Below are 15,482 nucleotides of genomic sequence, written 5' to 3'. Positions count from 1 at the left end.
GACCTTCCGGCTGCCGGGCTACTCGCTCAGTGCCTTGAGGCACTGCCTGGCCCGTTCCGGCAGGACGTACTCCCCGTCCTTCTCGATGCGCTCGTACAGGGCCCCGACCCGCTCGTAGTGGTCGTCCAGGTTCTGGTCCAGGAGGTGGTACTCGGACTTGTTGTAGATGCCGAACTGGAGGTCGGTCATCAGGCCGAACGGATCGATGTCCGCCGCGCGCCGGGTGCCGCCGAACACCAGGCGCAGGAACTCGTCAACGCTCTCGTAGCCGAGCGTGGCGAGGAGGAACTCGATCGACGCCCACTTGCGCCGCACCTGGTAGGCGCGCTCGTCAGGATCGACGATGAAGTCCAGACCGCTGGTCATGCCCTTCGGGTAGAGCACCTTGTTGAAGCAGCGCAGGTCGATGGTGAGTCGGTCCTTGGAGGTGCGGGGCAGGGTGCTGTCGGCGTGGGTCCGGTAGTTGTCGAAGACCAGCGCGTCCCCTACCCGGCTGTCGCAGTAGTAGCCGGGGGACGGCGTGTCGGCGTACGTCTTCGCCCAGTACATGGCCATCAGGTAGTCCCGCACCGAAGGCAGGTCGATCTCGGACAACCGCCCTTCCTGGAACAGGTACAGCGCCTTGTCGACGGCCGTCTTCTCCTCGCCCGCGAGGCCGTGCTCCAGCATCTTCTCGTAGACGTACGGGAGGTTCGGGGCCTCCAGCTCGGCCTCCTCGAAGATCACGAAGGGCTGCCGGCTCAGCGGGGTCGGGGTCAGCGCGGTGTGGAAGCTGCGGTACTCGGTGGGGAAACCGAGCTGCTTCCTCACCAGCGACGGGATCTGCAGGGCGATCGAGCTGGCCGCGTGGGTGCCGTACGGGCGCTTCTCGGCTGGCACGATGAAGGCGTTGACCACGGCGGTCTCGACCTCGGGGAAGTGCTCCTGGACGATGTCCTGGTTCAGGTCGTAGAAGCGCTTCGCGGAGGGCACGAACAGGACGCAGTTCTCGAACATGGTGGAGACCGGGAAGTAGCTTCCGATCGAGGCGGCGGCGAAGCTCTCCTGGATCACCGCCTGGCAGCGCAGCTGTCGCGCCAGGTTGTCCGCCAGATCGTCGTCCAGGTTCATCCGCACGACATGGGTGGGGTGCGACTCGGGGAGGAAGCGGCTCGTGTTCAGCTTCCGCCGGGGCGGTAGCGTCGACTCCACCTCCGCCTTGTCCACCTGGTACTTGTCCAGTACCGGGGACAGTTGCTCGGCGTGCGCCGCCGCCGAGGAGTGCAGGAAGGTGCCGGTCTTCTGGTAGGTGCCGGTGACAGTGACGTCGTCGTCCACCGTCGCGGCCGGTACCCGGTTCGCCTCGCTCATGACGTGGTGTCCTCCGCTCGGTCCGAAGTGTTGATGCGGTGCACATAGGTGCGGACGAATGTCTCGTCGAGGGGCGGGGACGGGTAGTCCTCCGCGCCGAAGACGTCGCTCCCCACGGGGAGCGCGGCGAACATGTCCACCATGCCCTGCGCCGTCAGGCCGTCCACCAGGGCGGCGATCCGGGCCAGGGGACTCGCCCGGTGCGCTGCGGCGAACTCCAGAGCCCGCTGCCGCCATGCGTCGAAGGGCACGATCTCCGCCCCGCTGCCGACCGCCCCGACCATCTCGACGAAGCGGTCGAAGTCCGGGGCGCCGGAATTGACGAAGTCGTAATCCCTGCCGATGCGCGTCAGGTCGCTGGTGACCGCGGCGGCGACCGTCCGGCACAGGTAGTCCACCGGCAGTACCGTCGTGAGATCGACGGCCAGCGACGGGAAGCTCCCCATCGCGAGGCAGCCGGAGATCAGGTTGTGCAGGAAGTCCCCGCGGTCGAGCCGGAACCGCCCGGTGAGGGTCGAGGCGCCCACGTACGGCAGCCGGTACGTCGACGCCTTCGCGCCGCGTCGACGGGCGGCGGCCACCATCAGCTCCGCCTGCCACTTGGAGGTCTGGTAGCCGTGCTCCGGAGCGTCCTCGGCGACGTGGTACCCCAGGTACCTGGGCAGCGTCGCGAAGGTGGAGATGAAGTGGAACGCCTTGCCGCGACCGCGTGAGGCCAGCCGCAGCGCCTCGTGCGTCCCGACCATGTTGGGGCCGACATATTCCGACATCGGCCGCATCCAGTCCAGCAGGGCGGCGGAGTGGCAGATGGCGTCGACCTGGTCGGCCAGTTCGTCGAAGCGCCTCTCGTCCAGGCCGAACAGCGGTTGGCCGACGTCGCCCACCACCGGCTTCAGGAGCGGTGCGAACTCCTCCCTCCACAGGCCGTAGTCGCCGAGTGCGCCGATCAGGCGCTGTGTCGCCCGTTCGGTGTCGTCCGCCCGCACCAGGCAGTGGGCGACCACGCCGGAGGCGAGCAGTTCGTGCAGCAGGTGGGCGCCGACGAACCCGGTGGCGCCGGTGACGAAGACCGCCTCCGGGCGTACGGACGACGCGACGGCGTTGTCGAAGCGGAGGTCGGGGTGCAGGCAGCCCTGCCGGGCCGCGGTCAGGTCGGGACCCGCGGCATCGACCGCCTCGGTGCGGGTGCGGGTTCCAGCGCCGGTGGCGAGGGCGCTGGCGGGCCCGGACGCCGCGTCGAGGCCCGATGCGAGGAGCTTCTCCAGGAGGAACTCGCTCAGTGCGACGAGGTGGGGGTGGTCGAAGGCGATCCTCGCGGGCAGGGCGAGCCCGGTGAGGTTTGTCAGCTGGTTGCGCATCAGGACCGCGCTCAGCGAGTCGAAGCCGATGTCCCGCAGCGGCAGGTCGACCCCCACCGCCTCCGGCGAGGCGAAGCCCAGGGTCTTGGCCACCTCCGCGCGGATCGTCTGCAGCACGACGTCCGGATGGTCCTCCGGCGAGGCCTCGCCCAGCAGCTTGCGCAGGTCCGCTTCGCCGTCCGCCCGGGAACGTCCGCCGGTGTCGCTGTCGAGCAGCGCGCGGAACAGGGGCGGTATGCCGCCGCGGTCCTCGAAGTAGCGCTGGACGCGGTTCAGGTCCAGCGCCGCCGCCACCGTCAGCGGGAGGCCGCTCCTGGAGGCGAGTTCGAGGAGCTCCAGGCCCTCGTCCGGTGCCAGCCGGTCGAGGCCGAGCCGGGCGAAGCGGGCCCGGTCGAACTCGCTCAGCCCCGCGGCCATGCCTTCGCCCTCCCAGGGGCCGAAGGCCACCGAGGCGGCCGTCAGGCCCTCGGCGCGCCGCAGGTGGGCGAGCGCGTCCATGAAGGCGTTGGCAGCGGCGTAGTTGCCCTGACCCGGTGTCCCCATGACGCTGGAGATGGAGGAGAACATCACGAAGAAGTCCAGCTCCATGCCCCGGGTCAGCTCGTGGAGCTGCCACAGGCCGTCCACTTTGGGCCGGAAGACCGAGTCGAGCCGCTCCGGGGTCAGATCGGTCAGGAGGCCGTCGTCCAGCACACCTGCCGCGTGGACCACGCCGCGCAGCGGGCGCTTCTCATCGAACAGCGCCAGTACCGCGGCGACATCGTCGCGGTCCGCCACGTCACAGGCCACCACGGTGGCCGTGGCGCCCAGCTCGGACAACTCGTCCACCAGGTCCTGCGCACCGGGCGCCGCCGCGCCGCGGCGGGAGATCAGCACCAGGTCACGCACGCCGTGGGTGCCGGCCAGCCTGCGGGCCACGCGCCGGCCGAGGTCGCCGACGCCGCCCGTGACGATCACCGCGCCGTCCGGCCGCACGAACCCCTCCGGGGAGGCCGACGCCTCTTCGACCGTCCGCACCAGCCGCGGCACCAGCACCTCGCCGTCGCGGACGGCGCACTCCGGTTCGGCCTCCAACATCAACGCGGCGGCGAGCGCCGTGCGGTCCGCCGCCTGGTCGCCGATGTCGATCAGGCGCAGGTTCAGCTCGGGGTGCTCGTTGCGGGCGGTCCGCATCAGGCCCCACAGCGGGCCGGCGCCCGGCCCGGAGACCAGGTCGTCGGCGCCGGTGCCGACCGCGCGGCGCGTGACCCAGACCAGCGGGGCACGGAAGTCCGAACCGATCGCCTCCTGCAGTTGCTCCAGCGCCCTGGCGGCGAACGCGTGCGCCTGGTCCGGCACGGGCGCGTCGGAGTCCCACAGGCACACCAGGCCGTCCAGGTCCTCGGCGTCCTCCAGATCCTGCACCTTGATCAGCTGGATGCCGGCCCGGGCCAGGGCGGTCTTGGCCTCCCGCGCCCACGGCACGTCCCCGGCGGGCGTCAGCATGCCCCAGGAGCCGCCCAGCTCGACGTCCCCGGTGTCGACGTGGCGCCAGTCGACGTCGAACCGGAAGCGGTCCACTCCCGCCGTGGACAGGCGGCGCAACACCGCCCGGTCCATCCGCCGTGCGTGGAGGCGGTGCAGGTGGCCGACGTGACCGCCCTCGCTGTCGAAGATGTCGAGCGAGCCCCGGAACTCGCCTTCGCCCAGTTCGAACTCGGCGACCCGGACCCAGACCTCCGCCAGGCCCTTGACCCGTACCGAAAGGCGTTCGGCCTCGTAGGGCACGAAGGCGTCCTCGCTGCCCGGGTTCCGCAGCCGCTGGGTCATGAGGAACGACTGCATGGCGGAGTCCAGCAGCGCCGGATGCAGGGTGTAGCCGGCGGCGGACCGCTGCTCGCTGTCCGACAACGCGACCCTGGCCCACACCGTGCCGTCCGTCTGCCAGGCCTCCTTGACGCCCTGGAAGTTCGGCCCGAAGCCGTAACCGGCGGATGCCAGCTCCCGGTACAGCGCCGGGACGTCGAGGGGTTCGGCGTCCTGCGGCGGCAGTGCCCCCGCGGTGACGGCCGCGGCGCCGGCCTCTGTCGCTGGCGTGAGGGAGCCCTCGACGTGCAGCTGCCACGCGCCGTCCTCGCCGTCGGGCGAGCTGTAGATCTTGACGGGACGGGAACCACCGCTCTCGGCACCCACGGTGACCTGAAGGCGCACGGGCACGCCGGGGGCGATCGCGAGGGGCCAGGCGAACACCACGTCCGACACGTCCCAGTCGCCTTCGAGGGCCGCGTCCCCGGCCGCCCGTATCACCTCGAAGAACGCCGTCCCCGGGAAGAGGACGGTGTCCATCACCTGGTGCTCCGGCACCCATGCGGGCCCGTCCGTCGCCACCACCTGGGTGAACAGGGACAGCTCGGTCCCGGCGATCTTCACACCGCCGCCCAGGAGCGGGTGCCCGGTGGGGTTCAGACCGGCGCCGACCTCGCGGGTCAGCGGCGGCTCGAACCAGAACCGCTCCCGCTGGAAGGCGTAGGTGGGCAGGGCCACCCGGCGGCCGCCCAAGGGCGCGAAGTAGCCGTCCCAGTCGACCGGGACACCCCGCACGTGCAGTTCGGCCAGGCTTCGCTGGATCACCGAGGCGCCGTTTCCGTCCGGGGTGCAGGACGGCACCCAGACCAGCGGTCCCTCGTCGGCCAGGCAGAACGCGCCCAGCCCCGACAGGAGGGGCTGCGGGCCCAGCTCGAGAAGGGTGTTCACCCCCTCGCGGCGCAGTGAGAGCATGCCGTCGGCGCAGCGGACCGGGTGACGCACCTGGCGGACCCAGTAGTCGGCGTGCTCCAGTTCGCCCGGCGCGGCCAGTTCGCCGGTGAGGCTGCTGACGAGGGAGATCTCCGCGGGACGGAAGCGGACGGATTCCGCCACGGCCCGGAACTCGGCGAGCATGCCGTCCATGTGGTGTGAGTGGAAGGCGTGGGACACCGTCAGCCGCGTGGCCTTGCGGCCGCGTTCGGTGAAGTGTGCGGCGATCGCCTCGACGGCGTCGGTGTCACCGGACACCACCGTCTGTTCGGGCGTGTTGAGTCCGGCGATGTCCAGCGTGCCCCGCAGCCCGAGGGTGTCGATGGCGGTCTCCACCTCCTCGCCGCCGGCTTCCAGCGATGTCATGGCGCCGCGGACGGGTAGGGCCTGCATCAGGCGGCCGCGGGCCGCGACCAGTCGGCAGGCGTCGTCCAGGTCGAGGATCCCCGCGACATGGGCGGCGGCGAGTTCGCCGATGCTGTGGCCGAGCAGCAGCTCCGGGCGCACCCCCCAGTTCTCCCACAGCCGCCACAGCGCGACCTCCAGGGCGAACAGGGCGGGCTGGGTGAAGTCGGTGCGGTGCAGCAGGGCCGCGTCAGCGCTGTCCGGCGCGGCCCACATCACCTGGAGGAGGGGCTTCTCCAGTTCGGTGAAACGGGCGGCGACCTCGTCGAGCGCCTCGCGGAAGACCGGATGTGCGTCGTAGACGTCCCTGCCCATGCCCGGAAGCTGGCTGCCCTGGCCCGTGAACAGCAGGGCGAGCCGGGGTTCCTCGACGTGGGGAACGGTGCGCACCGACTCGGCGGGCACGTCGCCGGTGCGGGCGAAGGCGGCCAGCTCGTCGAGGAGTTCGGCCCTCTCGCCGACCCGGAGCACCAGCCGGCGTCGGTGGTGGCTGCGGGTGGTCGCCAGGGACCGGGCCACGTCGACGAGGCCGTCCTCCGGGTGCCTGCCCAGGTGCAGGCGCAGGTTCTCCGCCTGCCGCCGCAGGGCGGCGTCGGTGTGGCCGGACACCACGATCGGCACCGTGGAGGGCAGCGGCGCGGGCGCGCCCGCCGCCACGGGGAGCGCGGCCGGTCGCGGCGGCTCCTCCACGATGACGTGGGCGTTGGTGCCGCCGATGCCGAACGAGCTGACGCCCGCGCGCCGCGGCACGTCCCCGGCGGGCCACGGCTGCTGCTCCTGGACCAGCGCCATACCGGCGCCCTTCCAGTCCACGGCAGGGGTGGGTTCGGCGACGTGGAGGGTGCGGGGAAGGATGTCGTGCCCCATGGCCAGGACGACCTTCATCATGCCGGCCAGACCTGCGGCGGCCTGGGTGTGGCCGAGGTTGGACTTGGCCGAACCGACCCACAGCGGCGCATCGGCGCAGTGGCTGCCGCCGAAGACCTCCGCGAGGGCGGTGCCCTCGATCGGGTCGCCCAGCTTGGTACCGGTGCCGTGCGCCTCCAGGTAGTCGATGTCGTCCGGGCGGAGGCCCGAGGCAGCCAGCGAGGCGCGGATGACCCGCTGCTGGGCGGGGCCGCTCGGCGTGGTCAGGCTGGCGCTCTGGCCGTCGTGGTTGACGGCGGTGCCGCGCAGCACGGCAAGGACCTGGTCACCGTCGCGCTGGGCGTCGGACAGCCGCTTGAGGACGACCGTGGCGGCCCCCTCGCTCCAGCCCGTGCCGTCGGTGTCGGAGGAGAACGACCGGCAGCGGCCGTCCCTGGACATGCCGCGCAGGCGGCTGAACTCGACGTGCAGTTCGGGGGTGAGCATCAGGCTCACACCGGAGGACACCGCGAGATCGCACTCGCCGTTGCGCAGCGCGTTGCAGGCCAGATGGGTGGTGACCAAGGAGGAGGAGCACGCCGTGTCCACGGTGAGGGCGGGGCCCTGCAGACCGAAGACGTACGACACCCGGCCGGACATGGTGCCGCCCATGGAACCCGAGCCCACATAGCCGTCGAGGTCGCTCAGTCCGCCGGCCGTCGTGAGTCCGTACTCGCGCCAGGCCGAACTCTTGCCGATGCCGACGAACGTGCCGGTCTGACTGCCGCGCAGGCGGTCCAGGGTGTATCCGGCGCGTTCGAACGCCTCCCAGGCGGTCTCCAGGACCAGGCGCTGCATGGGGTCGAGCGCGCGGGCCTCGCGCGGCGCCATGCCGAAGAACGAGGCGTCGAAGAGGTCGATGTCACGGACGAACCCGCCCCGGGTGCAGTACGAGGTGCCTGCCGCCTCCGGGTCGGGGTCGTACAGCGCCTCGGCGTCCCAGCGGTCCTTCGGGACGTCGGTGATCCCGTCTCCGCCGCGCTTCAGCAACTCCCAGTACTGCTCGGGGGTGTTGACGTCGCCGGGAAGGCGGCAGGCCATGCCGATGACCGCGATGGGTTCGTCGTCACCGGCGCGGCTGCGGGCGGCGGGCACGCTCTCCTGGCTCGGCCGCGCGCCGTCGGCCAGGTAGGCGGTCAGGCTTCTGACGGTGAAGTGCTCGAAGAGCTTGGCCCCGAGGACGGGTCGCCCGAGGAGTTCCTCCAGCCGCATCTGGACCCGGACGACCCGCAGCGAAGTGCCGCCGATCTCGAAGAAGTTCTGGTCGACGCCGATCCGGTCGTGACCGAGCACGTCCGACCAGATGGTGATGATGTCCCGCTCCAGCTCGGTGGCGGGCCTGGCGGTGGCGTCGACCTGAGCCACGGGGTCCGGCAGCGCGTTCTCGTCGATCTTGCCGTTCGGGGTCAGCGGAAGCTCGTCCAGCTCCACGAAGAAGCTCGGCACCATGTACGCCGGCAGCCGCTCGGTCAACCAGGGGCGCAGCACGCGGTGCAGCGGGGGAGCGGACGGTTCGCCGGCCGCGGGCGTGTTGGCGTACCGGCGAAGGGCCTCGCGGGTCACCGCCGCGGCGGGGCGCGGGCTGAGGTCGGGCGTCTGGCCCGGTCGCCAGAACAGGGCGTCGCACCGCCAGGTGTCGTCGGACCGGCCGGGCAGCAGCGCGAGTTCGAGGCCCGCCTCGGCGGCGGCGCCGTGGAGATCGACCGGGTCGATCCAGGACGTGGGCGCGGCCGGGACGCTCGTGCCCCTGGCCGCCAGGGCTGCGGCGACCCGGCCGCACACCTCGGCCATGCGGCCGTTGGGGATGCCGTTCAGGCGCAGCGGGTGCTCGGCGACGGAGGCCAGCTCGGCGCGGAGCGCGGTCAGGTCGAGACCGTCGGCCTGCCAGTCCTTTTCCACCGCCGGGGTGACAGGTGGGGTGTCCTCGCCGATGTGCAGGATGACGTCGTAACGGTAGCGCGTCATCTCGTTGACGTGGCGGCCGTCGCGCAGGGCGATGCCGACGCGGCTGATCTGCGGGAACAACTGCTGAAGGCCGGCGAAGTAGGCCTGGTCGAGCACCAGTTCGCGCTCGGCCCGCATGCCCAGCTCGGTGCGGCGCGCCAACTCCTCGGCGGAGGTCCGGCCTGCCTCGCCCTCCGCGCGGAAGTGCGCCACGTCGGCGTGGAAGACGTCGAGGAGCGCCAGGTCGCGTACGTCGCCGAGGAACACCCGTCCGTGGGTGACCGCCTTCGTCGCCCACTCCAGGACCGAGGTCAGGTAGTCGACGCCGGGGAAGTACTGGGCCACCGAGTTGACGACCACGGTGTCGAAGGTGCCTTCGGCCACCTCGGGAAGGGCGTGGGCGGCGCGTTGCTCACACGTCACGTGCGGCAGGGAGGCCAGCTGCCGCCGGGTCGTCTCGACGGCCGCGGCGGAGGCGTCGACGGCGTGGTAGCTGCGGCAGTGCGGCGCCAGGCCGAACAGCATCAGGCCGCTGCCGGAACCGATCTCGAACACGTCCTGCGGCGCGTAGGAGAGGATGCGCTGGACGGAGCTTCGCTGCCAGTCGCGCATCTCCTCGTCCGTGAAGGGGAGACCGTCGTAGCTGTTGCGCCAGCCCGCCAGGTTGAACGAGGCGTCGGTCGGCCCTGGAGAGCCGCCGGCGGTGTCGGAGCCGGCTTCGTAGGCGCGGTCCCATGCCGCGGCCCACTCCGCCAGGGCGGTGATCTGGTCCGCGGCGGCGGTGGCCTCGCCGGCCGGGGCCGGGGCGACGTCGCGGACGAGGTAGGCGGCCAGGTGATCGTCACGGCCGACCACCACGGCGCGGCGCACCGCCTCGTGGCGGACGAGGGCCGCCTCGACGTCGCCCAGCTCGATGCGGTGCCCGCGCAGTTTGATCTGGCGGTCGTTGCGGCCGAGGAGCGTCAGCCTGCCGGGTCCGACGAAGCGGGCCAGGTCGCCGGTGCGGTAGAGGACGCCCGGGTGGAAGGGGTTGTCCGGGAAACGGAGCTGCGTCTGCCCGGGGTCGCCGCGGTAGCCGCGGGCGACTCCGGCGCCGCCGATGCACAGCTCTCCGGGGAAGCCGAGCGGCACCGGCGCGAGGTTCTCGTCGAGGACGTAGACCCGGGTGCGGTCGATGGGCTGCCCGATGAGGACCCCGGCTTCCTCCTCCCCGGCCGTCACCTTCCACGCCGTCGACCACACGGTGGTCTCGGTGGGGCCGTACATGTTCCACACCGAGCCACCGGCGGCGGTCGCGAGCAGCCGGTCGGCCAGGTCCTGGGACAGCGCCTCACCGCCGCAGAGGATCGTCTTCAGCGTGGGCGCGCCCCGCCAGCCCGCGTCCAACAACAACTGCCAGGTGGAGGGGGTGCCCTGCATCATGGTGATCGCGTGCCGCTCCATCAGCCCGGCGAGGGCCTCGGCGTCCGCGGTCTCCTCGGCCCGGGCGACGACCGTGGTCGCGCCGCAGAGCAGGGGCAGGAACAGCTCCAGCACGGAGATGTCGAACGACACGGTGGTGACCGCCAGCAGCCGGTCGGCCGGGGTGCACCCGGGGCGCCGACGCATGGCGGTCAGGAAGTTGCCCACCGCCCCATGGGTGATCTCGACCCCCTTGGGGCGGCCGGTCGAGCCCGACGTGTACAGGACGTAGGCCAGGTCCCCGGCGCCCCTCTCGACATCGAGGTCGTCGTCGGCGCTCAGTTCGGCACCCAGGTGAACGCTGACACAACGGGTGTCCCAGGCGGCGAGGACGGCAGGCACCTCGTCGGGCGTGATGACGAGGACGGGGTCGGCGTCTTCGATCATCTGGTGGACGCGTTCCGCCGGGAACTTCGGGTCGACGGGCACGTAGGCGGCGCCCGTCTTCAGCACGGCCAGAAGGGCCACGACGAGGTCGGACGAGCGGTTCAGGGCCACGCCGACCAGGTCGTCACGGCCTACGCCCCGGTCGGTCAGCGCGTGGGCGAGCCGGTTGGCGCGGGCGTTGAGCTCGGCGTAGGTCAGGCTGGTGTCGGCGCAGACCAGGGCGGTGTCCTCGGCGTGCCCGCGCGCCGCCTCTTCGAAGAGGCGGTGCAGTCCCTGCTCGGGGAGGTTCGCGGTGTCGAGATCCGTGTCGTTGAACTCCTCGACGAGGTGGGCGCGTTCGTCCGCGGTGAGAAGGTCGGCGTCGGCCGCGGGCCACTCCATGGCGGCAGGGAGTCGGCCGCACCACGCGGTGAACTGGTCGGCCAGCCGGGCGATGTCCTCGCCGGGCAGACGCGCGGCGTCGTGGTGGAAGGTGACGTGCGCACCCTCCTCGGCACCGTCCACCTGGACATGGAGTTCCAGTTTGGGACGGTCGCCGTCGTGCCCCGCGGTGTCGCGGGCGCCCCAGGAGATCAGTACGTCCGGTGTCGCCGCGCCGCCGGCCCAGTGCTCCCGGAGTGCTTCGTCACGGCCGATGGCGTCGCGACGTATCCACCCCCGTTCCTGGCCGCGTGCGAACTCCTGCCGCACCGACCGCAGGTTGTCCGCGACCGTCGCGGCGTCGATGCGGCACGGCAGCGGAAGCCAGGCGGTGAACAGTTCCTTGTGTGCGGCGTCGACGCCCTCGCGGGGGGCCGCCATGGCGAGGGCGACCTCCCGTAGGCCGCTCGCCCGCCCCAGGAAGACGCCGAGCGCACCGGCGACATGGGCGGCGGCCGCGGCAGGCGCGTCCAGGTCGCCGTCGCCGCCCTCCGGAAGCGGGACGCGACGGCGCACCGGGGTGGGGTCCGCCTCGGCGCGCGCCGTGGTCTTCGGGCGTGGCTGCGGATACGGGAGGCGGTAGGGGTTCTCGCTGGCGTGGATCAGGCGTTCACGCCAGTGGCGGGCGGCCTTGGAGGCTCGGGTGCCCGCCTCTGTCAGGCGTGCGCTCGCGTCCTCGCCGGGGCTGGGCAGGACCGTGCCGGGCCGGACCCCGTGGCCCGCCGTGACGGCGCGGACCGGTCGTTCCTCGCCCTCCAGCGTGCACAGCCGTGCCAGGGTGACGGTGCCGGCACCCGTGGCCACTCGCATGCCCGACGCGTCGTCGCAGCCGAGGACGGTACCGGGCGCGACGGCGTCATCCGCGGTGCCGGTTTCGCAGCGGGCTGTCCGGACGGCGTAGAAGTGCCCGTCGAGCTCGATCTTGGGCCACACCAACGGGCTCGCGAACGGGCCGTGGTCGGTGGCCCGGACCATGGCGGCGATGCGCTCGGCCGAACGGTTCCAGTCGATCAGCCCCTCGCCGGCGAACTGGGTGTGGCGCGAGAAGTAGCGGCGGGCCGCGATGTCCTGAGGCGTCGGGGTCGCGCGGCCCTCCGCGATCTCGCCGACCAGGTCGGCCACGCCGGCGACGGCCGCTTCGTCGCACTTCAGACCCAGCGAGAGCGCGGTGTCCTCGGGCCCGATCGCCACCTCTTGGCGCTTGAGCACGGCACCGCCGTCGACCACCTGGTCCATGCGGTGCCAGGTGATGCCGTACTCCGTCGCCCCTTCCGCGATGGCCCAGGACGGCGTGTGCAGACCTGAGTACGCGGGGAGCGGCCCGTAGTGGTAGTTCACCGCGGCCCGACTCGCACAGGCCAGGAGCGCGTCGGGCACCACCGCACGGTTGCCGACGCTCAGCAGGAGGTCGCAGGACAGGTGCGGCGCGAGGGACACGGCTTCGGCGAGTTCGTGATGGGGGATGCCCGCCTTCACCGCCCAGGACCGGGCGGTGACGTCGTCGGTCACCACGGCCGTGACGCGGTGGCCCTTCGCCACGAGTGCGGCGCCGCAGCGAGCGAGTACGCTCCCGCCACCGATCAGGACAGAACTCAAAAAGGTCATTGCCGTGCCTCCCCGTGATGAACCATGCGGTCGTTCCGGTGAAATATGCGGCTGACTCTCAGGGCGGTGAGAACCGCCCAGCGGCTGACTGCCTGCTTTCCTGCTGCCTCGGGAACGGGACAATCCTGTTGCGGACCGAAAATACCGGCGGCAGGTCGAGGTGGCGCTGTCACATAAATCGACGACATGCGGGCGGGGAGCCCGTGAAGGAGGCTGGCGGAGGATCGGCTTCGAAGTGTTCGCCGAAAGAGTCGCAAACGAAGTGGAATTACCCGGGGGCTTTACCGCCGCCGAGCCGAAAGCACCTCATGGGCACGTCCTCACCGACCGGACCCGGTCCGGCGAGGACGCTCGACCAAGAGGGGCGCCGACGTCCGTCGGAGAACTAACCGACGCGGTCGAGGAAGTCGAGCACCCGCTTCGTGACCTGAGCCGCTGCGTGTTCGTCGTGCGTGGGCAGGCTGCTGTCGGTGAACAGATGCCTGTCACCGGGGTAGGTGAACAGCTCGGCGTCCGCCGCCGATTCGACGAGTTCGCGGGCCGCGTCCACGTCGCCTTCCTCTGCGAAGAAGGGGTCCGCGTCCATGCCGTGGACCTGGACGGGGAGGTTCTCGGGCCAGGTGTCGCCGTACTCCGACACCGGGAGACAGGCTTCGAGCAACAGCACTCCCTTCGCGCCGGGGCGGGTCTGGGCCAGCTTCTGCGCCGGCAGGACGCCGAGCGAGAAACCGACGTAGACGAGGGCGGCCGGCAGCTCCTGGGCGGCGGCGGTGCCGCGCTCGGTCACGGTGTCGATCCCGACGCCCTCGGCGTACTCCATGCCCTCCTCCAGAGTGGCGAACTCCCTCCCCTCGAACAGATCCGGCACGTGGACGGTGTGTCCGGCCTTCCGCAGCGTTTCGGTGAACTCACGGACGCCGGCGGTCAGTCCGTGTCCGTGGTGGAGGACCAGTACCTCAGCCATGTCGCTCTCTCTCCTCGTCCGGTGCCCGGGTGGCACCGGAACACAAGTATGAGCACAAGTGCCGGGACAGGAGGGGCTCAACGGGACGCGTCCGGGCGGTGCGTACGGACGCTTCGCACGTCGGTCCGGGGCGCGGCCGGGGAGAGGTGGTGCACGGCGGTCTGCTCCGCATGCGGGGTGAGCAGGTCCCGCAGTTCCTGTGCCGCCGTCCTGAGGAGGTGCCCGTGCGTCGACTCCTGGAGGGTTTCGAGGACGAAGACGACGTCGGCGGAGTCCTCGGTGACGCGGGTGCGGTGGGCGTCGCGGTGGTTCCAGCAGCGGGTCAGGACGCCGGCGGTGTCGGCGTAGACGACCTCGCCGGGCTTGGGGTTCTCCACGGTGTCCGGCTCGCCGAGCGGGGTGAACTCCTCGTCGCCGTCCGCGTATCGGATCTCGATGTCACCCTTGATCTGCTCCAGGTCGAAGGCGCCTGCGGGCAGCCCGTGACGGACGGAGACGCTGTTGTAGGTGTCAACGGCCGGGTTGATGCGCGGCAGGGTGCCCTTCTTCGCCATGCGGCGGCCGAGCGCGTCGACGCTGGGACGGAGGCGACGGGGGTTGGTGCCGAAGGAACGGTACGCGGTGTGCCACGCCTCGATACGGGGATCGTTCTCGTCGGCCGGACTCCAGGAGCCGTCGGCGAGTTGGCGTTCCAGGTCCTCCAGGACGCCGGCCGTGCCGGGCCAGGGCTCGCGGCCGCGCAGGCCCGTGGCGGTGATCAGGGCGATGAGGGTGCCGGGGAAGGCGTCGGCGACGGCGGGGGCGATACGGAAGACGGTCATGAAGGTGCGGTCCTTGGCGGGGAGGTGATGGTGTCCCGGGGCGGTTGCGTCGGTCGCCCTGCTGACGTGCGGCAGGCTTGGTGTGGGCCGGCCACGCGCGGTGGGTTGGATGGTAACGGGGTGCGCGACCGGGATTCGGCGGACGGTGATCCGCCGACCGGTCCGGCTCCTCGTACGGCTGGCATCATGACAGGCGTGACTGCACTCGGAGTTCAGGACGTCCTCGCGGCCATAGCCGGCCGACTGCCCGAGTGGCGGAAGCTCGCCCAGCCTCTCGCGGCTCGCTTCGCCGGCGCCGACGCCGTGCGCGGCGCCGAGTTCGTGGCGGCCGTGACACGCGAAGCGGCCGCCGCCGGTTACACCATCCCCGACATCCGGCTGGAGCCCGGGTACGTGAACGTGACGCTCTACACCGTGCACCCCGACAGCGGGCGGCGGCAGGTGACGGACCAGGAACTGGAGCGGGCGCGCGCCATCAGCGCGCTCGCGGTGGAGCACGGTCTGCGTGCCGTTCCCGACGAGGTCACCCAGATCGAGTTGGTCCTCGACGCGCCCTCGGTGGCGGTGTCGGGGCCGTTCTGGGCCGCGCTGCTCACCGGGGACCCCGGCAACACGCCCGTGCTCGACACGGTCTTCGACCCGACGAACCGCGTCCCCAGCACATGGTTCCAGCACACGCAGGCGCATCCGGCTCCCCGTCAGCGCTGGCACATCGACCTCTGGCTGGCGCCGGAAGCGGCGCAGGGCCGTATCGCCGCCGCGCTCGACTGCGGGGGCACGGTGTTCGACGACAGTCACGCGCCGTCGTACACGGTCCTGGCCGACCCCGACGGCAACCGGGTCTGTGTCTGCACGGCCCTCGGCCGCGTCTGAAGGCCCCTTCCCCTTTGCCTCCGACGGACCTGACCAGGTGAGGGCCGAGGGTCCCCGGTAAAGGGGACAGGAAGTGGATGGCCCGAGTCAATAGCATCGCTTGAGATAAGGAAGTGCTGCGGGGTATTCGTGGCCATTGTCGTCGCGACTGCGCAAGGGACTGGCTGAGTCGATAAGTTGGCTGCTCCGCATTCACGGCAGGTATGCCGAGGG

General features: G+C 71.5%; 5 protein-coding genes. 1 reads left to right on the top strand and 4 read right to left on the bottom strand.

Going from position 1 to position 15,482, the window contains the following annotated elements; genetic code table 11:
* Positions 1-18 precede the first annotated feature (18 nt).
* The 4 genes from ACFYOU_RS15730 to ACFYOU_RS15715 all read right to left on the bottom strand — a co-directional run bounded on the left by ACFYOU_RS15730 (position 19) and on the right by ACFYOU_RS15715 (position 14,396).
* Positions 19-1,350, bottom strand: coding sequence for a hypothetical protein (locus ACFYOU_RS15730; protein WP_391306149.1), 1,332 nt, complete (start codon positions 1,348-1,350; stop codon positions 19-21).
* Positions 1,347-12,611, bottom strand: a complete 11,265-nt coding sequence (locus ACFYOU_RS15725; protein WP_391306146.1) for an amino acid adenylation domain-containing protein — start codon at positions 12,609-12,611, stop codon at positions 1,347-1,349. The genes ACFYOU_RS15730 and ACFYOU_RS15725 overlap by 4 nt, the downstream gene beginning before the upstream one ends.
* 385 nt (positions 12,612-12,996) lie before the next feature.
* Positions 12,997-13,575, bottom strand: a complete 579-nt coding sequence (locus tag ACFYOU_RS15720; RefSeq protein WP_391306144.1) for a dienelactone hydrolase family protein — start codon at positions 13,573-13,575, stop codon at positions 12,997-12,999.
* 77 nt (positions 13,576-13,652) lie between these two features.
* Entirely contained in the window at positions 13,653-14,396 is a 744-nt protein-coding gene (locus ACFYOU_RS15715) for a phenylalanine--tRNA ligase beta subunit-related protein (RefSeq protein WP_391306142.1), read from the bottom strand.
* A gap of 195 nt (positions 14,397-14,591) precedes the next feature.
* Between ACFYOU_RS15715 and ACFYOU_RS15710 the strand changes: the two genes are divergently transcribed.
* Entirely contained in the window at positions 14,592-15,269 is a 678-nt protein-coding gene (locus tag ACFYOU_RS15710) for a VOC family protein (protein WP_391306140.1), read from the top strand.
* Positions 15,270-15,482 lie beyond the last annotated feature (213 nt).

Origin of the sequence: Streptomyces sp. NPDC005955 (assembly GCF_042871255.1) — a bacterium.
Classification (GTDB): Bacteria; Actinomycetota; Actinomycetes; order Streptomycetales; family Streptomycetaceae; genus Streptomyces.
The sequence above is the reverse complement of the archived record's forward strand: the minus strand, read 5'-3'. Positions and strand labels throughout refer to the sequence as shown.